We start from the raw sequence: 21582 nt of genomic DNA on the forward strand, positions 1-21582 counted from the left end.
TGGATCTACTCTTCCGAAAGTCCTCGCACGAAAGGCACCGGACGTTGCACCAACGACACCAAAACAAAGCTAAGGATCATCAGAAGGAACCATGCCATCAACTTCGAGAGAGGGACAATCTTCCAGCCATCAGACTGATTCGGGTAAATCCATACGTTCGCGTAGGTCGCAATATTCTCGGCAAACCAGATAAAGAGCGCGACCAATACCCAGCCGGCCAGTAGCGGCATCCCACGGTGGATTCGGTCAATTCTAAAATACACGAAACACCGCAGAAATAGAACGACGGTTCCCAGAAGCAGCAGAACCCTGATGTCCAAAATGAAATGATGGGTGAAGAAGTTGATGTAGATCAAAGAAACCAGAACAACAGTCATCCAAATCCTGGGGTAGTGCGTAAACTTGAAATCAAAGATCCTCCAGACCCTCGCAATGTAGCTACCGACGGCGCTATACATGAATCCCGCAAAGAGAGGGACGTTGCCAACCTTCAATACAGCCGGCTCGGGATAGACCCACGAACCGATGGATTCATGTGTCTTAAAAATTTCCATTCCGGTTGCAACGACATGGAACAGGAGAATGACGATTGCCTCCCTAGGTTCCTCGAGTTTAAACGCCAGGAGGAAGACTTGAAACGCTACCGCACAGAGAAAGAGAAAGTCATAGCGGTAAAGCCAAGCTCCTTCAGGATACCACAACCGAGTCAGCAGAATGATCAGAAGGAGAAATCCACCAAAGATACAAGCCGACGCTTGCTTCAGGCCAAATACCCAAAACTCCCAGATAAACTTTCTCAATGGATCAATCGGAGCAAAAAAGTTCTGGTTAGCACTTCAACGACTTTGCCAAAGATGCGTGGCTGGGACTTCTCTCAGGTTACAAAAGGTCTGAATCCAATTTCCAGATTCTCCCCTCAAACCGACACCATCGATCTTTTCACTCCAAATCAAAACCTGAGTCATCATCTTTTCCCAACTTAGTGTTCAGAAAACCAGTCAGCAAGGTTTGGTTGTCCGAGCAATGAGCGCACCTTGGCACATTTTGTACGCAGCCTACCTCGCCCTGTTTGGAAAGATAGCGTTCCTCAACGCTTGAAGTCCCGGCAATTATACATCACGCAAAACCCCCTCTCTTCCCGATTGATCCCTTAGCCATCCTCCTCCATTATCTTCCGTTTTCCATGTTTGAAGAACCTGAATCCCTAGAGCAGCTCGTCTCCAAAATCGCGTCCAGTGCAAGGGAGGCGTCCTACGATCTTGCCGTAACCTCCAGCGAAGAGAGAGACGCGGTTCTTTACCGTCTGGCTGCGCTCATTGAAGAATCGGCAGACACCCTGACCGATGCCAACGAAAAGGATCTCGAATCGGGGAAAACGGATGGACTTAGCCAGGCCCTGCTCGACCGCCTTACTCTTACGCCGGAACGGATCTCCGGCATGGCCGAGGGAGTTCGGCAGGTCGCCGCACTCGCAGATCCTATCGGGGAGGAAATCGAACGACTCTCTCCAGCGAATGGCCTCGATATACGCAAAGTCCGTGTGCCGATCGGCGTCGTGGGAATCATTTATGAGTCCCGCCCCAACGTCACGATTGACTGCGCAGCCCTCTGCTTGAAGTCGGGTAACGCCTGTATCCTGCGCGGAGGAAGAGAGGCTTTCCACTCCAATCAGGCTCTCGCAGGACTCGTGCAGCGAGCCCTTGAGGATGAAAAGATCAGCCCTGATGCCGTCCAGTTGATTCCAACAACCGACCGGGCAGCCCTCGGGTTTCTCCTCAAGGAAGATGACAACGTTCATTGCATCGTCCCCCGCGGCGGCGAAGGGTTGATCCGTTACGTTGCCGAGAATTCAACGATCCCTGTCATCAAACATTTCGAGGGAATTTGCAGTCTTTACCTCGACCAGGAGGCAGATCCAGAAATGGCAACTTCGATCACCGTAAACGCGAAATGTCAGCGTCCCGGGGTCTGCAACGCCATCGAGAACCTTGTTGTCCATCGGGATTTTGCGACGCAGCACCTTGCAGGAATCGCGTTAAAACTTCACGAGGAAGGCGTAGAGCTGCGGGCAGATGAGGAATCTGCCGTCATCCTCGATGCGGCCCGGATCCCGTGTAAACTGGCCGTCGAGGAGGACTGGTCGACCGAGTATCTCGAACTTATCCTCTCGATTCGCATTGTTGGATCAGTTGGCGAGGCAATTGCTTTCATCAATCATTATGGGTCTCAACACAGCGACTCGATTATCACCGAGAATGAGAAAACTGCCCGTAAATTTCTCCGGGCCGTCGATGCCGCCACCGTTTACTGGAATGCCAGTACCCGCTTTACGGATGGTTTTGAATTCGGGCTTGGAGCAGAGGTGGGCATCTCCACGGATCGTCTCCATGCTCGAGGACCGATGGGGATCCGAGAACTCTGCACCTACAAATACGAGATCTTTGGCCACGGTGAGATCAAACAATGACTCCAATTGAGGAGCTACAGAAGACCGTCGAAAGACTGCGCGCTCCCGGGGGCTGCTCGTGGGATCAGGAACAGACTCACGAGTCCCTCATCCCCTGCCTGATCGAGGAATGCTCCGAGGTCATCGAGGCAATCGACAACAACGATTTTCCTCTTCTTGAAGAAGAGTTGGGCGATCTTTTACTGAGCGTGTTGATGCATGCTCAAATCGCCCAAGAAAGCGGCCGCTTCAACCTCGACCGAGTCGCCCAAGGCGTCAACGATAAGCTCATCCGCCGCCACCCTCACGTCTTTGGACCCAACGCCGGGAAGATGACGACTGACGAAGTGCTTGCCCAATGGGAGACGATTAAAAAGCAAGAGAAAGCCGCGAAGGGACTTACCGATGAACCGGTCTTCAAAGATCTCCCTCCACGTTTGCCTGCTCTCCACTACGCTTCCGATACGGCAAAACGCATTCGAAAGAAGTCACTACCGACAACCACAGCAGGCGACTCAGAGCCTTGGCTTTCATTTCAGAGTGAAGAGGAAGTTGGCAAGGCACTATTTGCACTCGCAACCCTCTGTGACCAAAACGGATGGGACGCGGAAGGCATTCTCCGCAAGCGTAGTGACGCAGTGCGCGAAGAAGTTACAGAGAGGACGAGCCGGTCCTCTCATGGATAGCTTTATGGCACTTCGATCATTGCCCCGGATCAATCTGCGGTAGATAGTCGACCGTGCTGGAGAAGCCTCTGCCGAGATACCTTCTCCCTATCGCTACATCCTATTCTACCCACAACCAGAACCCATCATGATTGAAGCTGTATCGATCCCCGTCCTCCAAATCGTCCTCTTTCTCGCCGCTCTCTATGCGCCGGGTAACGCGATCGAAATGGAAATTGATTCCGAAGAGAAATCGATGACATATCTTCTCGATAATGGGGTGTGGATCCCGAAAGACGGAACGGAAAATGCATTTACCATCAAAGGATTCAGGCTCTTGACCCCTTCTGGATTTACAGACCTTGAATCCGTTTTGGGGAACCTTTCGAACCACAACTGGTCAACAGAAAGCATTTTGAAAATCGACTCTCAAATCGAAGTGCTCAAGACCAAGGACGGTTTACTTGTCTTTCCCGAAGGACTTCGGGGAACCGCAGAACCAATTCGTGTGGTATACACGATGACCAGCCCACCACGTCGTAGGATTAACATCACTGAGTGAGAAGTCAGGGTTTCGTTCTTCCGGCTCCATCTTATGCAAATAAGGGGGACTGACCTAACCTACTTACCGGTTTCTCTCCGAAACTCTCCTCCCTTACATCATCCTACTTTTTCTCGAGCACCTTTTCGTAGAAAGCCAAAAGGCGTTTCACCGCTACCCGAACGTCCCATTGATCTGAAGATTGTCTTGCAGCGTTTCCGAGCGATTCCCTCAGATCGCTATTTTGCAAAATGCGGACGGTGGCGTCAGTGAGAGCTTTCTCATCCCCAACAGGAACCTGTAGCCCATTTTTCCCGTCTTGAATCGCTTCAGGAACCAGTCCAACCGGAGTCGTCACGATTGCCCGCGATAACCGCATCGCCTCGAGTAATGTAATCGGTCCTCCTTCGTAGTGGGATGCGATGGCGAAGACATCAGCCATTGCGATCCAGGGCCGAACGTCTTTCTGAAATCCTACGAGGTGAATTCTACTCTCTAATCCGCTAGCCTTCCGAAGCTTCTCTATTCTCTCCCTGTCCGGGCCTTCCCCAACGATCACCAGATGCGCTTGAAGCTCATCCGGAATCTTCGCGAAAGCCTGCACAAGCGTATCAAGACCTTTTTGCGGAGCAAGACGTCCAGCAGTTACAACTATTCTCGCATTTGACGGAACTCCCAACTCCTGCCGGGCAGCTTCAACTGCTGCATCCGAAGGTTCCTCGAATTCATCGAAAGGGATCCCGTAGAAAAAGGTTTCCAGCGTTTCCTGAGGAACTTTCCGCTCCTCTATCATGAACCGGGCTACCGCGGAAGAAATCGCTAGAGAGGAATCCGTCCATCGACTCAACACCCGATCCGCAATACGCTGCACGAAAGGCTGCGAGGGAAAGACCACGTGCTCGTGGACAATGTTGGGGATTTTCAACCGCCTTGACGCGATCCGACCAAAGTTGGTCGAAGCGTATCCATGAAGATGAAGGAGGTCGGCGTTCCAACCTCTCGCCTCTCGGCAAATGACTCCTATTGTCCGAGGGTCGAATTTACCCACAGATACAAACTGAAGATCAATTCCTCTGGCTGCGAAAAATTCCGCCGCTTCTTCTTCCCTTCCCCGGAGGCTTAGAATGCGAAAGCACACCTTGGTCGGGTCAGAATTTGACGCCCACCATTCCAAGGCCCTTGAGATCCCGTGAATTCCCGATCCGTCGACACTCAGTTTGTCGATAACGTGAAGAGCTCTGATCATCCTCTCTTCAAAACACGGTTGACAATACCGGCGATCAAAGCCCGTTCCTGTTTCCCCAGCAGAAAAAACCAGATGATGGGAAGGAAAACGACGATAAGCCCTGCGCCAAAAAGCATTCCTTGATGGTTGTCTGGCAGGAAGACCATCAAAATCAAAACACCAATCGTGATTCCGAAACAGACTACGAGTCGAGAGCCGTATTGAGAGGTTCCCGGCATGCGTCGCTGCGCCAGCCAGAGCATGATTCCAAACTCAAGGACACCGCGAGCCGTCCACGCAATCGCTGCGCCGACTACCCCTCCAAGACTGATTCCAACATAAGCCAAGGCAATGTAGATCGGAAGTTCCCCCAGATGGGCGATCGCGGTGTAAGAAGGCTTTCCCGAAGCCTGCACCAGAAACTGCGGAACGTAGGCCAGACTTAATGCAACGATCCCCACGGCAAGCCACCGAAGAACGGGTCCACTGTTTTCGCGAAACTCTTCTCCAAGCCAGACTCCCAGCCCCCAAGGCCCAAAAACGATTAGAATGGAAGAACCCACTAGCAATAGAGCCATGAGAAGAATCAAACACTGCGAAAAAAGCTCCTCCACCCCTTCCTTCTTTCCCGCAAACCGCATGGTAAGATTGGGAAACAGAGCAGTGACAATTGAACGGGGAACTACCAACAAACGAACAATCAATTCTGCTGGGGTAGCGTAATAGGTAACCGAGACGAGATTCTTCATACCTCCCAGGAAGAACCGGTCTCCATGAATCATCGCGGGCTGTATGATATTGGTGACCGTCATCCAACCGCCGAATCCGAACATTCTCTTCGCATAATACGGGCTCGGTCTTGGCAGATAACCCCCAACCCGGTGCCGAGAAAAAATGAAGAACGCCAGCATCTCAACTACCCTACCTGCTCCCATAGCCAAAACCACCGCGACAAGAGAGTCGGTAAATGGCAGGACAAACAAAGGTGCAACAATGTAGAGTGCACCCGTAGGAATCCGGATCAGGTTGATTAAGCGAAACTCCTGATACGCTTCCAAAGTAGCGATCAGACAGGGCGAAAGCATAACGAACGGAACGATGAACGGAACCATTTGGAAGGCTTGAATCACCTCTGCCTCCAGCTCAGGCTCCACCTCCAAAACGGACCGGGCAAACCACTCACTCAAGTAGAACGAAACTCCAGAGAAAACGACTCCGAGGCAGAGGATCAGGAGTATCCCTGTCCAAAATACGACAGCTATGTCGTTCTCCCGTCCACGCCCTCTTCGGTCCGCAATAAAATAGGCCTGCGCCTGCCCCAGTCCTAGGTCAAAGACGCTCATGTACCCGATCACTAATCCGATGATGGCGAGAACTCCGAACCGTTCCTTCCCGAGGTTGTCAATTAACAACGGAATCGCAATGAGCGCGAGAACCAAGGGAAGGGTGAGCCCGACAAAATTCCAAAGACTCTGCCCGGCTACGGTTTTCAAATCCCCGGGATCTTTTACTTCTTCGCTCAAGTCATTCCCTCTCTCAATCGTCGAAACAATTCCAGATGCGCCTTCGCTATATTCGAAAAGGAATAATTTTCTTCGACCCACTTCCTCGCCGATTTTCCCAAATCTTCACGAAGCGCCGAGTCTTCGGAGAGACGTTTTAGCGCGGCTGTCAAAGCCCGTTTGTCTTTGGACCCAATCCGTATACCGGCAATTCCATCCGGCACGGTTTCAGCCAAAGCACCCGCGTCCGTGCTAATCGCAGGAAGTCCGCAGGCATTGGCCTCCAAAGGCGCGAGCCCAAACGATTCCATCTCTGATGGAAACACGAAAACATCCGCCGCCTTCAACCATTCTTCCACGTTTCTTTTGTAACCGGTGAATCGGACCGAATGCGACAGACCCTCCGAAACAACCGTCTCTCTAAGCGACTCCTCCTCTGAAAGAAACTGGCCACCACCGGACCCAACCAAAACGAGAGTTCCCACACCTCCGCCATTCTTGAACTCCTTCCAGCTGGAAAGCAAAAGGCTCAATCCTTTGCCACGATTCAATTTACCAGAATACAAAAAGACTAAGCCTTCGGGCAAATCCAGAGCCAGTCGAAGTTTCTCTTTCTCGTCGGAAGTTGCAGGACAAAAGCGTTCCAAATCGACACCGTTTGGGATGCGGGCCAACTGGTCGGTGGAGACACCCTCCTCAAGGTATTCTTCTTCAATCACTGACGAAATGGCGAGAAAGTGTCCGCTTCGAATCAAACGTCGGTTACGAATCCGGATCAACGGGGTGAAAAGTGCTTTTAACCATCGATTTGTACCGCCTCCGGGCCGATCCCAAATGAATCCACCAGACATTTCTCCACAGGACTCGGCCCGTAGTACTAGCGGTGTTTTTGTGCGTGCGGCTGCCCTAGCCAATGGCCAGCCAAGAACGCGAAAACCACAGAGATAGACGAGATCAAAGTCACTTCGACGCTTCTTCCACTCTCTTAGAAGAGCTGGAATGAATCGGTATTTTCCCCAGCGGGGACTACCCGGAGCCCCAACTCGCAGAACGGTCACTCCGTTTTCCAGCCTCTCTTCTGCTGCAAGATCCTCCCTTGCTCTTCGGGTCAACACCGTAACCTCTGCACCGATTCTCCCCATCTCCAGAGCAATATCCCGTGCATGTGTTTCGGCACCTCCGACGATCGGAGGAAAAAGATCGACTACCAACGCCACTCGGATGGGATTCTTATCCTTTGAACTCACGAAGGGCTTCTTTCTCTGAGAAACGAGGGCAAAAGACTTTCGGGTGGAGGAAATAAACTCGTCCCTCCCTTCACACGATCGGAAACCCAAAGGAAATGAACTCCTGCAGCTTCCGCGCAAGGCCGATCCCGATCCAAACGATCTCCTACGAAAAGGGCGTTTTCAGGTTTCGTATCCAACTTTGAAAGAACCACTTCAATCCCTTTCGGATTCGGTTTAAATGCATCCACTTCTGCGTCCGTGGAAGATACAATCACATCGAAGGAAAGCCCAAGAGCAGCGACCTTCTCCTTCGCTGGGTATTCAGAGTAGACCCCAAGCCCTACACCCAGAGAGCGCAACGATGACGTCCATTCTTCGACTCCGGGAACACGAAACTTCTTCAAATACCGAAGGGGTTCCCTATGAATCCAGCGCTCTACCGCTGCCTTCACCCGTGAAGGCTTCAAACCGAGATTCTCACCAGTCACCCGATACTGTGCCTCGGCAAAACCACTCTTCACCTTCTGGCCCAGCGTTTCCCGATCTTTGCGGAAGCGTTTGAGAATCAATAGGTCTTTTCTCGTCTCCGAACTCAAGAGGGACCCGATCAGGAGTTTCCGTAGCATGACCCGCCTAAGGCCCTTCTGTTGATAGAGAGTTCCATCAACATCAAAAACGACCGCTACCCGCTCTTCGGGGCTTTCTGACTTCGCATCCACCACTATCGACTCGTTCTACGAACGCAACGCCATGCGGACAAGGGGTTTCTCTCTTCGGAGACTTTACCGGTTGCAAAGACTCACCTGCAAGGTCCAGTTTCAAATACAACCCAGCCCAGTTCTTGATCTATCCTCTGCTCCTTGCCCTCTTCTTGAGCGAACTCCCCGAATCGGCGGATTCGCCCGAGGAAGGCACCCAGAAGATTGTCGAGTTTCCCGAATACACCGTGGGCGTTACCCGCACCGAGAGCCTCCTCTCTGACGTTCCCTTCAGTGCCTCGGTTGTCGATCAGACCATCATCCAAGAAGGAAGTTTGCAGATCGCTCTCGATGAACCTCTCCAAAACGTTCCCGGAGTGTTCGTGCTCAATCCCTACAATTACGCCCAGGATACCCGAATAGCCATTCGTGGTTTTGGAGCCCGCGCAAACTTCGGCATTCGCGGGATCAAACTCTTTGTCGACGGTATTCCTGCAACGACACCTGACGGCCAAGGCGAAGTGGATGGGATCGATCTCGGCTCAGCAGAGAGAATCGAGATTCTTCGCGGTCCTTCCTCGGCCTTGTATGGATCTTCTGCCGGCGGCGTTCTTCTCATTGAAACCGAAAGTGCTCCAGAAAATCCCACTGTAGAATCCCGGATTACCGTGGGGTCCTACGGCTTGTTTCAGATTCAGGGAAAAGCTGGTGCGCGAGGAAAAAATCTAGAAGGCCTAGCAAGTTCATCCTACCTCAACTACAAGGGATATCGCCAAAACAGCCGGACTGAGGGCACCAAATTCAACTCCCGATGGAAGTATTCATTCAACGAGCGAAACACCCTTTCCGTGATCCTAAACGCGATCGACCTTCCCCGCCAGGACGATCCAGGTGGACTCACACTTTCCGAGGCTGAGGAAGATCCCCGCCAAGCAAGAGAACGGAATATTCTCTTCGATAGCGGCGAGGAAGTCTCCCAAGAAAGAATTGGAGCTCGCTGGATTCACAATTTTGATGAGCAAACCAACCTTTCCTTTAGGGCTTACTACACTCACCGGGACTTCGCCAATAGACTTCCGTTTGAAGACGGTGGCCAAGTTACTTTGGACCGGAATGTTCCGGGAGGAGGAATCCTTTTTCAAAAAGACAGTGGGTCACTTCAAGTCAGTGCAGGTGCGGACTATGACTACCAAAATGACCGAAGAAAGAACTTTGATAATCTGGAGGGCACCCGCGGTGATCTCGTATTGGATCAGAAAGAGACTGTCGATAGCCTGGGAATCTTTATCGCTCCTGAATACAGGATTTCAGAGGCTTGGAACGTCTCCGCAGCCCTTCGCTATGATCGGGTCGACTTTCAGGTGAAAGACGACTTTGCCGCCGACGGTGACGACTCGGGAGATCGGACATTCGACCAGATAAGCCCGATGATTGGTACCGTGTGGACTCCCGCTGAGTCTTTTAGCCTTTTTGCCAATGTTTCGCAGTCGTTCGAAACACCTACCACAACCGAGCTCGACAATCCTGACGGGGGTGGGTTCAACCCCGACCTCGAACCTCAGACAGCGACAAACTTCGAGCTCGGCACGCGTGGTCGCTGGACCGAGGTGGTCGTTCCCTTCCGTTATGAAATCGCCCTATTTCACATCGCCATCGATGATGCTCTCGTGCCTTTTGAAGAGGAGGCATTTCCCGGACGCGAGTTCTACCGGAACGCAGGGCGAAGCTCACGCACCGGCTTGGAGGTATTCGCAGAGGCACTACTTACCGAATCACTCACTCTCTCCGGAAGCTACACTTGGTCCGACTTCCGTTACGATTCCTATTCTGTTAATGGCGAAGATTTCTCCGGCAACGAGATTCCCGGAATTCCAAAAAACTTCGGCTCGGCCGTCCTCCAATATCGTTCTGAAAACGGCCTGTTTCTTCGCTGGTCTACCCGATTGATTGGCTCCTACTTCGCTGATGATTCGAACCAAACGAAAGTCAGCAGCTATTCCACCTCTGATCTACGGCTTGGATTTGAGAAAAGCTGGAACAACTGGACCCTGTCGCCCTTCATTGTAATCAACAATATCTTCGACGAAGAGTATTTCGGAAATATCCGCATCAATGCTTTCGGAGGCCGCTTCTACGAACCCGCCCCAGATAGAAACTTCTACGGGGGCTTGCGGGTCAGCTTCGCGTTTGAATGACAAGCTAACCCCCTATCCTTGGAAGTTGAATAAAACTTTCCTCCAGAAAGACCTCAAGCGGCGGGATGTCGACGAAAAAGAAAAAGACGATCAAGGCGCACACAAAGAGAGTGTAGATGACGAACCATTTGCGCTTATACATCTCTTCGGGATTTTCCGCCACCCCGTCCTGCTTCAGGCCATACCATAGATACCACGAAAACAGAATGGCAAGAAACGGGAAAACGAGGAGGAACTCGATACGATACTTGATCAAAAAGACGCCCAGAAACAAGGCCGAGTTCATCGCGTAGAAGAAGCTCGAAAGAAGGAGAATGTTCGAAGTGTATTTTTGAAAGGAACGCCGGTAGAGACCTGCACGTTCCGGGTCAGCGATGCTGCTGTATTCCGAATAACGTTTGACTGCCATTAAAAAGGCACCACCAAACCAATACGCTAGCAGCACACTGGAGGGAGGAAGAGCCGACTTCTCAACTATTGCCCAACCCAGGACCAACCGGATCGGGTTGTTAATCGATTCGGAAAGGACGTCTACAATCACCCGCTCCTTCAGGCGAAAAGGCCGAACATTGTAGAGAAAGCCCATGAAAAGGAAAAAGACCGAGACGATGAAAAACATCTTCCCGATGACCGCCGCCAGCAAGAGGCCGACCACGCCAAGAGCGAGGTACTCCAGAATCACTCCTTTGGCCTGAATCTTCCCCTGGACGCTTGGACGCTTACTTTTCACCGGATGAAACCGGTCAAACTCGGCATCCAGGTATTCGTTGATCACGTAGTTTGCAGAAGCGAGCAAACACGCCGCTACTACTCCAAGGATAAAGTGAAAAACGAACGTTCCAGTGAGGGTGCCAACAAGGAGAAACGCCAACCCTGTTCCGGGAAGCATGAAGACATTTTTGAACCAATGGTCAGGCCGTGCGATGCGTATATACGGGTTCATTGAGAAAGAGACGCAGCCAATTTCGTCAAAGAACTCGGTGAAGTGCCAACCCGAAATGCACAGAAACGCTCCATAGGAAAGTCACCACAAAGAAGCCCTCCATCAGCCTTTTACCCACTCTTTGGACCGTAGTTCGACAGGCATCGCGATCCCGCATCGACCAGAGAAGAAAAAATGCAAGGACCAGCCACGGAAGGTAATCGACCGCGTAACGCGGCGCTGAGTAGGAGAAGCAGGCAATCACCGAGAAGTTGATCATCGCAATTCCAACTACAGAAATCAAAACCCACCACCCTTCGCTGCTTAACTTACGAAGGCTCGATCTACGCACTATCAGAGGTATGAGGAGTAAATACGGGTTCGTGACTAGAAAACCGAGTGCGCCCTCGACTCGAATGTGCGACTCTGGACGTTCTACCCAAGAGAGCAAATTCTCCCATTGCGGATAGACCCAGGGAAAGTCCGAGGCAAATGCTGGCGGTTGAAAAAGATTGATGACCGAGTTGTATAGGTAGTTAGCCGGATCGAGAAACGAGATGCTGCTAGGATCGATGACGCCTATTTGGTAATTGTGGCCAAATTCGACCGGGTCCCCGAATCGTAAGTAGTTATGAGCAAGAAGTGCTACGCCAATGCAAGCCGCGGGAAAGGCAGCCAAAGTTACTTTGCGGACTCCTTCCCAAAGACTTTTTTTGGAAAACAAGATCGCGCACCCAAAAGCACCGAGAATAAAGACGCTGGGTAAAACAAAGGAATGTCTGCTCGCCATCGCCATACCCAAACTGATTCCAGTAGCAATCAGAACGCTGAAAGTGCCTCTCCTTTGCAACCCTTCTACCGAAAGAAGAATAGCCGCAGCAGTCCAGAACAGGGCAGATCCCAGTGCCACCTCGTAAACGACGCTACGGGACATCAAGTAGAGTGCACCGGTAGTGAATCCCAGACCACTCGCAGCGATCAGAAGCTGTCCAATACTCAACTTTTCACTGACTCCCTCTCTAACTTTGAGGAAAGTAAGCAATAGCAGGACGAAAGCCCCTGTGAGGAAAAAGCCGTCTGCCCATCGGTCCGGCAAATCTGTCCCCGTGAGAATCTTCCAGGGAAGATAGAGGGACACTACGGGTGCAGGTCCGAAATACACGTAGTATTTTTCCTCAAAATAGCTGGCATCATGAAGACGCAGTTTTTCGTTGGTTCCGGGGTCGAAAGGATTTTCCAGTTCTCTCAAGGGTCGAACAGGCTCCTCGAGTAGACTCAGCTGCCCGTGAAGAAACGCTTCAGTAAGGTGAAAATAGAGGTTGTGTCCCGCCATATGCTGAGGCACTGGATCCCTCTCCGCCTGAGTTCCCAAAAGAAAATACAGTCCCGAAACGGCCAAAACAACGACACCGAAAACCCAAATCCGGTATCCCGAGAGAGGCCCTTGATTTGCACGTAGAGATCGAGTAACCGACCAGACAAAAGAGAGTCCCCAAAAGAAAATCCCAATCGCTCCGAGCGTGACTGTCAGAGCAACTAACCAACGAGCAATTTTCTTCCATCCGAAAACCTTCGGTTCCGGTGCCGGGGCAGCAAATGTGAACTGTGGGTCCAGCCCAGTTGATCGGTAGAGGATTCCACCTAGGGCATCATTCCCGATCACCGCTATCTGCGCCGCAGGAATGAGCACTTCCGCCACTTTCTCACCCTCCCACTCCAGCACTTCCCGGTCGGAAACGAGCCTCACTGACCGAATGGAGAAGAGCCCAGGGCGAGCTGGACCATCAAACCTCATATCTTCCCACTGGGTATAAGGGAGAAACATCTGAACCTGTTCAAACTGACCTGTTCCGGGAACAGCGATCCGGCGGCTCTGCTCCTCACTTAGCCCACTTCCGGTATCCTGATAAACCTGTAGATAGACCTCGTCCTTTCGTTCGTTTTCATCTTCGAGCCGAACCTCTACCTCGATGCGGACAGGACTCAACCAACCCGGCGGGAACGCCAAGAAACGAACGCCCTGAATGAGGACTAGAATAAAAGCGCACCAGAAAACCCTTCGTATCCAGACAGATCCGCGCCGGGAGGACTCCTGTTCAAGGGTTGCTTTCCCAGAGTAGCTGCTCATCGCAGCCATCCCGCCTCGCGATAAGCCGATGCAGTTGCCGCAAGGCCGTCCTCAATTGTGACCAAAGGTTCGTAGCCAAGAACCCGTTTTGCCTTTGAGATATCAAAAGCCCGGCTCTTAGTGAAAAAATCGACACGGCGGCGATACAGCGGCGGGTTGAGGCCCAATGGAATAAAGACCCCCTCACAAAAAGACCCAGCCCATTGAAACGGTTTCGCCGGAAAGTGAAGAAGCTCACCCTTCTTACCGAGAATTTCAGCAATGCTCTTTAGAAGTTCATTGAGGGAAAGAAAACGGTCTCCCCCGATTATAAATGCTTCCCCAACAGCCTCCGGCACTCGTCCCGCCAACAGAAACCCGGTTGCCAAATCCTCAACGTGAACCATGTGATAAAAGATCTCGCCAGAGCCCAGAAGAACAATCCGGTCTCTGTTTGCCAAGCGGAACATCTTTAGCAGCCGCTCATCATCAGGGCCATAAATTGCAGCAGGCCGCACCACACTTACCGGCAATCCATGTTCCCGCTGAAACCGAAGGGCTACCTTCTCTCCCTCCAACTTGGTCTTCTGATAGACATCTCCGGGCGAATAACGATAGGTTTCATCAGCAGGCGGATCTTCAATGTGACCATGCACCCCAACAGTGCTACAGTGGACGAATCTCTTCACCCCCGCTGACAGGGCTGCTTCGCAAAGGTTTCGAGTGCCCTCAACGTGCACCTCGCGGTAGACGTTATGGTCGAGTCCACCTTCCCGATAAACTGCTGCCAAATGATAGACTGCCGAGACTCCCTCGACAGCCCGATTGACAGCCGATTGATCTGTAATGGAGCCTTCGATACAATCGACCCCAGACAATCCTTTCTCGGCAAACTTCTCGCCCGACCGAACCAGGACCCGAGGACGGGCACCACTATCAACCAAACGGCGAGTCAAGACGCCACCAGCAAACCCAGTTGCCCCGGTCACGAGAATGGTCTCGCCTTGATGAAAATCAGACATTCTTAGGCGACAAAATGAGCCATTCCGTCTCCTCGTTTCGGCCTTCCATCATGAGGTATTTTTTCAGCCCAGTCGGAGCGAGCTGAAGTATCGGGTGCGAAGGAAAATCAGCCAAGGTACGCTCTCTCAGGCAAATGTGAGTCACGTCATGGGTATCACGCGCCCTATCCCACAGGACCTCCTTGATATCTGAGTGAGCGAAAAAGTGGAGCTCGATGAGAAGGTAGCAGTCCCGCAACGAAGGCACCTTCTCGAGATCAAAGAGTTCAAACTCGTAGCCCTCACAATCGAGAATGACCAACGTTGGACCCTCCTCGCCGATTTCTGCCGCGAGAGCCTCCGGATCACAAAACCCTTTGATGGTGACCTGATCTTGCAGGTTATTCCGGCGGAGCAGTTTGCCCTGCAGACGTCGCCCGAGTGGGTCTCCCTCAAACGCGGTCACTTTCGTATCCGGCAGTTTGCTTGCAAAGCCACCGGCATAGTAGCCCTCTGCGGTGCCGACATCGACTACTTGTCGAGGGCTCAGATCAATGAGCTTTTTCACCTCCTCATGCAGCTCTACTTCGTACGTAGCGATCAGCTTGTTGTAATAGGCAGAGCCCACGCTTGTGTATACGTACTTGAGCCCCTTGAAGGGACCGGCAATCACCCGCCTCCCACAAACCCAGTAGTACATCCAATGGGCAATCAGATAGGGTTGCGCCCAATGAGGCAGCTTCCTTTTGAGAGAGGTATACGTGGATTTGAGCATTCGTGTTAGACCCGAGGATCGAAACTTGAGTTGCACCAGCGACTCCACAGAAAAGCAACAAGAAAGGCATCCAGACGAAACGGTTGATTGGATTTATTTTCTTTTCTGAGGACAGCTCCAAGAACCTCCTTTTTTCTCATGGCAATTGAACTCGGGAACACCGTTATTGAATTGTAGCCAGGTGAAATAGGCCCTATCGAACCGCCCTTGACTAGAGCGCTCCGATTTTTTATCACTTGCCGTCCACAACATGAAAAAAGCACTACTTCTCTCAGCTCTCTTTTCTGCGACCGCCGTCTCCTCGGCTTTTGCGCTCTTTGGCTTTGGTGAAGACGATACCGAATCCACCAATGAAGATTTTGGTTTACCTCCTTACAGTGGGGTAAAACATGCGATCACGGTCCTCCCACCCAAGTACACCGCTATCTTTTCGTACCCTGGGGACTTGTCGGAATCCATTTCCAGCATGTTGGAGTCCGCCCTTTTTGACACCAACCGGTTCATCGTCGTCGACCGAGACCGAATTGGAGACACAATATTAGAACAAGACCTGCAGACCGATGGGCGTTCGGCAGCCGCTTCCGATGTAGCCCAGACCGGGATGATTCGGAGCGCAAAGTACTTGGCAGATATTGAGATTACCGACGTGGAAGGTTCGACCGAGGGTCAGAGTGGAGGACTGTCGATCGGAGGTTTTCGAATCGGTGGTAGTGGAGGAAAAGCCCAGATCACTACGATCGTAAAAATCATTGATTCAACCACAGGGGAAATCGTTGCGAAAGAACGCGTGACGGGAGAAGCGGGACGCAAAGGCCTTAATGTGGGTTACGTAGCCTCCAGCTGGGGTGCAGACCTGGGCGGTTTCACCAAAACACCGATTGGCGAAGCGGCCTATGACAACGTAGTCCTCTCCACGCGGTTTCTCGCTGAGGAGTTTGAGGACTTTTCCCTCGAAGGCGCAGTCGTTACGGTGTCCGGCGACCGCATTATCATTAATCGCGGTTCCAACTTCAACATACCAGAAGGCCAGACCTTCGTCGTACGCGAACAGGGTGAACTTCTTCTGGACCCGACCACTGGAGACGTCCTTGAGAGAATTGAGGGTGACGTGGTTAGCACGATAAAAGTCAATAAAGTCTCCGATAAGATCAGCTACGCGGAACTTGTTGACGGGGTCTTACCAAAAAAAGGTGACGTGGTAGTTGCAACCGGAAGTTGAAAGACGAGGATATCAAACAAGCTCCCCCCAACCGAAAACACACGGTAAATCTCCAAGACACACCCACTCATGAAAATCGCCCTTACCCTTCTTAGCCTCACACTCGTCGCAGGCCTCCACGCTAAGACTTTCGAGGGAGACCTCACCATCGCAGTTGAAGCCGACGGTGAGAGCCAAGAAATGAGTGTCACCACAAAAGGTGACAAGATGTCGATCAAGCTACCTGAGCTTGGCGGTGGATTCGCCCTCATGGATTGGGGCAGTAAGATCGCGAAAATCGTGATGCCTGAACAGCGAATGTTTCTCGAAGCCCCCGCTGCAGATCTCGCACCAGGTGTGCCGGAAGTTGGAGAAGGAGAAGTTGAAGTTACGAACGAAACGAAGGATATCCTTGGATTCACAACCCGAAAGGTCATTTTCACGAGCGGCACCGATTCTGCGACGCTCTGGATGACTTCAGATTTAGGCTCTTTTACGATGATGGGAGGATTGGATAGTCAGCAGGCTCCAGCCGAATTCCGACAAGCTTTTCCCAACGGAGCCCTTGCTCTCGAGATGATCTACACGGACGGCGAAGAGTCAGCAACAGTTCGCATCACCGCTGTAAATCCTCGGAGTGTTGCGACAACCGAGTTGGAAGTTCCAAAAGGATACTCGAAAATGTCTCTCCCCGACGGAATGAATTTTCCTGGTATGCCCTGATTTGACCCCTAGACTAGGTCAAAATCCACAAAATATCAGTTGACTCAACCCACAACGTAAACGACGTTTCCACTATGAAATCTAAACCCCGCCCACACTTCAAAAAAGGCTTCACCCTCATCGAGCTCCTGACCGTCATCGCGATCATCGGGATTCTCGCAGCGATCATTATACCGGCCGTTGGCAACGTGCGTGTGAAGGCAGCTCAAGCCGCATCAGCTAGTGACCTGAAAAACATTGCCACTAGCTACAATTCATTTGCGATTGCAGGTGCCCGTTCGCGGACGATCGGCGACGGTGCATGGGCAGAAGGGCAGACCAGCGCCTCTACCCCTGCTGAATGGGCACAAGTCCTAGCCGAGTTTGCTGAACTAAACGATGGCTCGATCTACTTCATTTCGTCTGCGGACGATGTCGCTGGAATAGCAGTCATACCGAAAGTCATTCTCACGGGTGATCCGGTTGCGCCAACAGCGGATTGGACCAGCGCAGCCGATGAAATCAGCTACTCGATGGCTGTGAACATTAGCCCAAATGCACCCGCATCTGTAACACCTATCATCTGGACGAAGGGTCTCGAAACTGACGGAACATGGGATCCTGATCGTAGCATCTCCCCGTGGGGCGACGACGGTGGTCACATTGCATTTGCGGATGGGCACGTGCAGTTTTACAAGACTACTGAGGACGAACTAATCGACCCGGTAACTGGTGACACGACGACAAACATCGAAACTGCAGTAGGCTCGACCAATATCGTGGAGACCAACTAGACCGTTTTTTGAACCCCATACCACGGTTCTTTAGAAAAGCCGGCGTTAGAAAACGCCGGCTTTTTTCTTTGCAAGTCTTCTCAGTCTTTCATTTGTCTTTACGCCACATCAGTGGTGAAGAAACCGATTTACATATTTGGACACAAGAATCCCGACGCAGACGCCATCTGCTCGGCGATTGGCTACGCTTCGTTTAAACACGCAATTGGAGAGACTCAGTTTGTTCCTGCACGCTGTGGGAACTCAAACGCGCGAATAGACACTATCCTCAAACGGTTCGACACTCCCCTTCCGATCTTCATAAACGATGTCACTCCCCGTCTGGAGGAGATTATGCGGACCGAATATTACCAAGCTGCTCCGGAAAGCACCTGTGCCGAAGCCCTTCAAATGTTCGACCAGCACGATGTTCGGTCCCTGCCAGTTGTAGGTCCCGATGGGAAAGCCAAGGGTTTGGTTTCCATTTTTGACCTTGGCGAATACTTCACTCCTCGAATCAGTGACCCCCTCCGCATGAGGCAAGTAAGGTCAACCATCACTGCGATAACCCGGTCGCTCAGAGCAAAAGCTGTCCTGCTTCATGATCCCGACATTTTTGAAGAGCTTTTTGTTCGAATTGGTGCAATGGATATCCGCTCCTTTGGAAACTTCGCTCAGAAAGAGGTCAGTCCCCGGCAAAGCATAATTGTAGTCGGTGACCGCTGGGATATTCAGGAGAAAAGTCTCCAACTAGGAGTCCGACTCCTTGTGGTCACCGGAAACCTTGAAATCGAGTCAGAGATGATCGAGAGGGCAAAAGAAAAGGGCGTTAGCATCATAATCTCTCCCTATGATTCTGCCACTACGTCCTGGATCATCCGATCGGCTTCATTATTGGAGAATCTTTTCGGAACGGATATGATCCGCTTCCATCCAGACGATAAGGTGAGGGATGTTCAGCGTCGAATCGCACGAAAATACGCTCCTCTCTATTTCGTTACAGATTCCGACGACAAGCTGTTGGGTGTCTTTTCGAAAACTGATATTTTCAAACCGCCGGCCACCCAGATTGTCCTGGTTGACCACAATGAAATGACTCAAGCGGTAACTGGTGCTGCCGATGTGGAAATCCTCGAGATTATTGATCACCACCGTCTCGGGAACATTCCGACAGATCAACCCATACTCTTCATCAATGAACCTGTGGGTTCTACCTGCACCATTGTCGCGGATAAATTCTTCAAAGAAGGACTAGAACCGGATCCAGCAATTGCGGGTGTGCTGATGGCGGGCTTGATCTCGGATACACTTCTTCTTACCGGACCAACCACAACTGATATGGACCGGACCGTTCTCGAACGACTGTCAAAGATTGCGAAGGTGGATCCAAAAGAACTTGAACAAGCCATATTCAGTTCTGGCTCGGTAATCCTAAACGCCGAACCAGAGCAAGTCATTCAAATGGACTGCAAACTTTATGAGGAGGGTGAGATTCGGTTTTCAGTTTCACAGGTCGAGGAGCTTGGCTTCAACAACTTCTGGCCACACGAGGACGAGTTGAAAATTGCTTTGAAAACGCATGTCGAGAAAGAGGGGCTGGATTTCGCGGCCCTGCTGGTAACAGACATCAACCAGCAAAACTCTTTACTTGTGGTTGCAGGATCGGATCAGCTGATTGCAGGAATATCTTACCCTTCAGTCACTTCGGACGACATCTTTGACTTAAAGGGTATTGTCAGTCGAAAGAAGCAGCTAATTCCTTATCTCTCGAAACTGTTCGCTAACGGGTAGGAGCGGAAACCATAGTATTTTACTAGGTTCTCTGAACTTAGCTCCTAGTGCGAAACGTGAAAAAATTCGAAAGGCCCTAGCCGGCCATCGCAAAAGAAACCAGCCGGATGTCAGCTTCTTTAAGAGCGTTTAACACATCGATGGATCTCTGGTGCGGAGAGTCTGGATCCGCGTCAATCGTTACGACCGTCTTTACCCCCGCACGATCCGAAGAAGACTTCAGCCTGGCCAATGTATCCCGAAGCCGAGGTAGAGACTGAGCATCAGGGGCACCTATGGGCTGGCGATTCAAGAGAACCTGGCCGTTTGGCATTATCTCAACCAGATGCTCACTTGGTAAATCCAAATTCTGAGCAGGAGGTGCTTCGGCCGGCAGAGTGATTCCCAAGTCGGCCTCTTGTTGAATCGGAAGAAACATGAAATAAATCAAAAGGAGGAAAACTACGTCAATCATTGCGGTAATCTCGTATTTCTCCTCTGACTCGAGGATACTATTCCTCTTATTTCTCATTCACTACTCCTGGTTCGTGGCAAAGATTACGTCGTAAAGGCCCGCTGCCGCGGTCGCCTTCATCACATCTTGAACATGTCGATGGGCAGTTCCGGAGTCTGCCCTCAAGTAAACCTTGGTTTGCGGGTTGCTCTCAAGCACTCTCCTTATGGCCTCAGGCAACTCATCCGGTGCCATCTGGCGCGCTCCGAAAAAAACATTTCCCTCAGCATCAATCGAAATGGTCTGACGTGCACCCCTTTCATCGGGAACTTGCGCCTCAGTAGCTATGGGAATCGTAATCTTGATATTTTCCTCGGTGATCTCGCTGGTAATCACCATGAAGAATGCAATGAGGAGAAAGACCACATCAATCATTGGAGTCAGCTCAAAGCCTTCGTCACCTTCACTGGGCGTCCAAGTGTTCAAATTTTTCTCCTATCTTCTCTGCAGTAGCTGCGTTTCTTCAAAGACAGTGCTTACTCCATTCAGCTTTGGCTTTTTCGGATAGAGGCAACAAACTCGTGGTGGAAATCGCCGATGATCCTACTAACGCTGGCCGTAATCTTCCCGTATTTATTCTTAAAGAAGAAGAAAAAGAACATCGCTGGAATTCCGATGATCATACCTGTAGCCGTTGTGATCAGGGCTTCCGAGATGTTGTTAGCCAATTCAGTTGGCTGTCCCATCCCCTGAGCAGCAATCGCATTGAAGGCTTTGACCATCCCGCTAACCGTCCCGAGAAGACCGACCATAGGGGCCAGACTAGCGATCACCGAAAGGTAATTGATATAAACATAGGGACCGGAAAGCTCCTCCACCGAAGCCTCTTCCATAGCCTTCTCCATTGAGTCTGTATCGACAAAGTCAGCGGTCACTCGCTCCAATCCGGCGTCTACGATATTCGTAAGAGGTGACGGGTTGTCGGCACAGATCTGCCGCGCCTCTTCCATATGGAAACCGTTTGCCTGTTCAGCAACCTGTTCAACAACGTCGACGTTGAGAAGCTTTCTAGGTTTTACGGCGATGAAGTTATAGACAATCAAGCCGAGACCGGCAATGGAAAGAGCTCCCAGGGGAACCATCGTCCAGCCACCGACCCTTATCATGTCCATGATGCTACGACCACCTTCGCCTTCTTCAATGATGACCTCTTCCACCACAAGTTCTTCATCCTGTGCCTGTAAGGTTCCAAAAAATGGGGCGCTACACGCGAAGATAGTGATTAAGACAGTAAAGAGTTTTTTCTGCATGCTTGTCATAGGGTGTCTGTTACGAAACTTGAAATTAAATTGGAGGGCAAGGCTTTTGGTGGTCTGGAA

The 21582-nt window shown here is 51.3% G+C and carries 20 protein-coding genes; 8 read left to right on the plus strand and 12 right to left on the minus strand.

Going from position 1 to position 21582, the window contains the following annotated elements:
• Window positions 1-5 precede the first annotated feature (5 nt).
• A complete protein-coding gene (locus AAGJ81_02585) occupies window positions 6-809 on the minus strand; it encodes a DUF817 domain-containing protein (GenBank protein ID MEM0965027.1) in 804 nt (267 codons plus the stop codon).
• A 374-nt stretch (window positions 810-1183) separates the two neighbouring features.
• Here AAGJ81_02585 and AAGJ81_02590 point away from each other — a divergent pair, with 374 nt between their 5' ends.
• The 3 genes from AAGJ81_02590 (at window position 1184) to AAGJ81_02600 (ending at window position 3673) form a co-directional block, all read left to right on the plus strand.
• Entirely contained in the window at window positions 1184-2467 is a 1284-nt protein-coding gene (locus AAGJ81_02590) for a glutamate-5-semialdehyde dehydrogenase (GenBank protein ID MEM0965028.1), read from the plus strand.
• Complete coding sequence (locus AAGJ81_02595; GenBank protein ID MEM0965029.1) at window positions 2464-3132, plus strand: MazG family protein; 669 nt, start codon at window positions 2464-2466, stop codon at window positions 3130-3132. The genes AAGJ81_02590 and AAGJ81_02595 overlap by 4 nt, the downstream gene beginning before the upstream one ends.
• 127 nt (window positions 3133-3259) lie before the next feature.
• Window positions 3260-3673 carry a hypothetical protein gene (locus AAGJ81_02600; GenBank protein ID MEM0965030.1) on the plus strand — a complete coding sequence of 138 codons (414 nt, stop codon included), beginning with the start codon at window positions 3260-3262 and terminating at the stop codon, window positions 3671-3673.
• A gap of 103 nt (window positions 3674-3776) precedes the next feature.
• On the opposite strand, the gene AAGJ81_02605 is transcribed toward AAGJ81_02600, so the two are convergent.
• From AAGJ81_02605 to AAGJ81_02620, 4 genes are read right to left on the minus strand one after another with little or no spacing between them, the layout of a single operon-like run.
• Window positions 3777-4898, minus strand: a complete 1122-nt coding sequence (locus tag AAGJ81_02605; GenBank protein ID MEM0965031.1) for a glycosyltransferase — start codon at window positions 4896-4898, stop codon at window positions 3777-3779.
• Window positions 4895-6481 (minus strand): flippase, encoded by a 1587-nt coding sequence (locus AAGJ81_02610; protein ID MEM0965032.1) that lies wholly within the window; start codon window positions 6479-6481, stop codon window positions 4895-4897. Before AAGJ81_02610 ends, AAGJ81_02605 begins: the two co-directional genes overlap by 4 nt.
• Window positions 6397-7626, minus strand: coding sequence for a glycosyltransferase family 4 protein (locus tag AAGJ81_02615; GenBank protein ID MEM0965033.1), 1230 nt, complete (start codon window positions 7624-7626; stop codon window positions 6397-6399). The genes AAGJ81_02610 and AAGJ81_02615 overlap by 85 nt, the downstream gene beginning before the upstream one ends.
• Window positions 7623-8327, minus strand: a complete 705-nt coding sequence (locus AAGJ81_02620) for an HAD family hydrolase (protein ID MEM0965034.1) — start codon at window positions 8325-8327, stop codon at window positions 7623-7625. The genes AAGJ81_02615 and AAGJ81_02620 overlap by 4 nt, the downstream gene beginning before the upstream one ends.
• A 122-nt stretch (window positions 8328-8449) precedes the next feature.
• Between AAGJ81_02620 and AAGJ81_02625 the strand changes: the two genes are divergently transcribed.
• Complete coding sequence (locus AAGJ81_02625) at window positions 8450-10501, plus strand: TonB-dependent receptor (GenBank protein MEM0965035.1); 2052 nt, start codon at window positions 8450-8452, stop codon at window positions 10499-10501.
• 4 nt (window positions 10502-10505) lie between these two features.
• On the opposite strand, the gene AAGJ81_02630 is transcribed toward AAGJ81_02625, so the two are convergent.
• The 4 genes from AAGJ81_02630 to AAGJ81_02645 form a co-directional block, all read right to left on the minus strand.
• Window positions 10506-11390, minus strand: a complete 885-nt coding sequence (locus tag AAGJ81_02630) for a UbiA family prenyltransferase (protein ID MEM0965036.1) — start codon at window positions 11388-11390, stop codon at window positions 10506-10508.
• A gap of 79 nt (window positions 11391-11469) precedes the next feature.
• Complete coding sequence (locus AAGJ81_02635; GenBank protein ID MEM0965037.1) at window positions 11470-13551, minus strand: hypothetical protein; 2082 nt, start codon at window positions 13549-13551, stop codon at window positions 11470-11472.
• Complete coding sequence (locus tag AAGJ81_02640) at window positions 13548-14552, minus strand: NAD-dependent epimerase/dehydratase family protein (GenBank protein MEM0965038.1); 1005 nt, start codon at window positions 14550-14552, stop codon at window positions 13548-13550. The genes AAGJ81_02635 and AAGJ81_02640 overlap by 4 nt, the downstream gene beginning before the upstream one ends.
• Window positions 14545-15306, minus strand: coding sequence for a hypothetical protein (locus tag AAGJ81_02645; protein ID MEM0965039.1), 762 nt, complete (start codon window positions 15304-15306; stop codon window positions 14545-14547). Before AAGJ81_02645 ends, AAGJ81_02640 begins: the two co-directional genes overlap by 8 nt.
• A gap of 250 nt (window positions 15307-15556) precedes the next feature.
• On the opposite strand from AAGJ81_02645, the gene AAGJ81_02650 reads away from it, so the two are divergent.
• The 4 genes from AAGJ81_02650 (at window position 15557) to AAGJ81_02665 (ending at window position 19770) form a co-directional block, all read left to right on the plus strand.
• Window positions 15557-16525 carry a CsgG/HfaB family protein gene (locus AAGJ81_02650; GenBank protein MEM0965040.1) on the plus strand — a complete coding sequence of 323 codons (969 nt, stop codon included), beginning with the start codon at window positions 15557-15559 and terminating at the stop codon, window positions 16523-16525.
• A gap of 69 nt (window positions 16526-16594) precedes the next feature.
• Complete coding sequence (locus tag AAGJ81_02655; GenBank protein MEM0965041.1) at window positions 16595-17227, plus strand: DUF4412 domain-containing protein; 633 nt, start codon at window positions 16595-16597, stop codon at window positions 17225-17227.
• Window positions 17228-17301: 74 nt separating this feature from the next.
• The gene (locus AAGJ81_02660; GenBank protein MEM0965042.1) at window positions 17302-18000 is read left to right on the plus strand and encodes a prepilin-type N-terminal cleavage/methylation domain-containing protein; all 699 of its coding nucleotides are present in this window, start codon (window positions 17302-17304) and stop codon (window positions 17998-18000) included.
• Window positions 18001-18114: 114 nt separating this feature from the next.
• Window positions 18115-19770, plus strand: coding sequence for a putative manganese-dependent inorganic diphosphatase (locus AAGJ81_02665; GenBank protein MEM0965043.1), 1656 nt, complete (start codon window positions 18115-18117; stop codon window positions 19768-19770).
• Window positions 19771-19846: 76 nt separating this feature from the next.
• Here AAGJ81_02665 and AAGJ81_02670 read toward each other — a convergent pair whose 3' ends face one another.
• The 3 genes from AAGJ81_02670 to AAGJ81_02680 are packed head-to-tail and all read right to left on the minus strand — an operon-like array spanning window position 19847 to window position 21513.
• Window positions 19847-20281: a biopolymer transporter ExbD gene (locus AAGJ81_02670; protein MEM0965044.1), complete on the minus strand. Its 435-nt coding sequence runs from the start codon at window positions 20279-20281 to the stop codon at window positions 19847-19849.
• 3 nt (window positions 20282-20284) lie between these two features.
• Complete coding sequence (locus AAGJ81_02675) at window positions 20285-20689, minus strand: biopolymer transporter ExbD (GenBank protein ID MEM0965045.1); 405 nt, start codon at window positions 20687-20689, stop codon at window positions 20285-20287.
• Window positions 20690-20748: 59 nt separating this feature from the next.
• On the minus strand, window positions 20749-21513 hold the full coding sequence (locus AAGJ81_02680) for a MotA/TolQ/ExbB proton channel family protein (protein ID MEM0965046.1): 765 nt from the start codon (window positions 21511-21513) through the stop codon (window positions 20749-20751).
• Between the last annotated feature and the right edge of the window lie 69 nt (window positions 21514-21582).

The organism is Verrucomicrobiota bacterium, from assembly GCA_038744685.1.
Lineage (GTDB): Bacteria > Verrucomicrobiota > Verrucomicrobiia > Opitutales > Puniceicoccaceae > Puniceicoccus.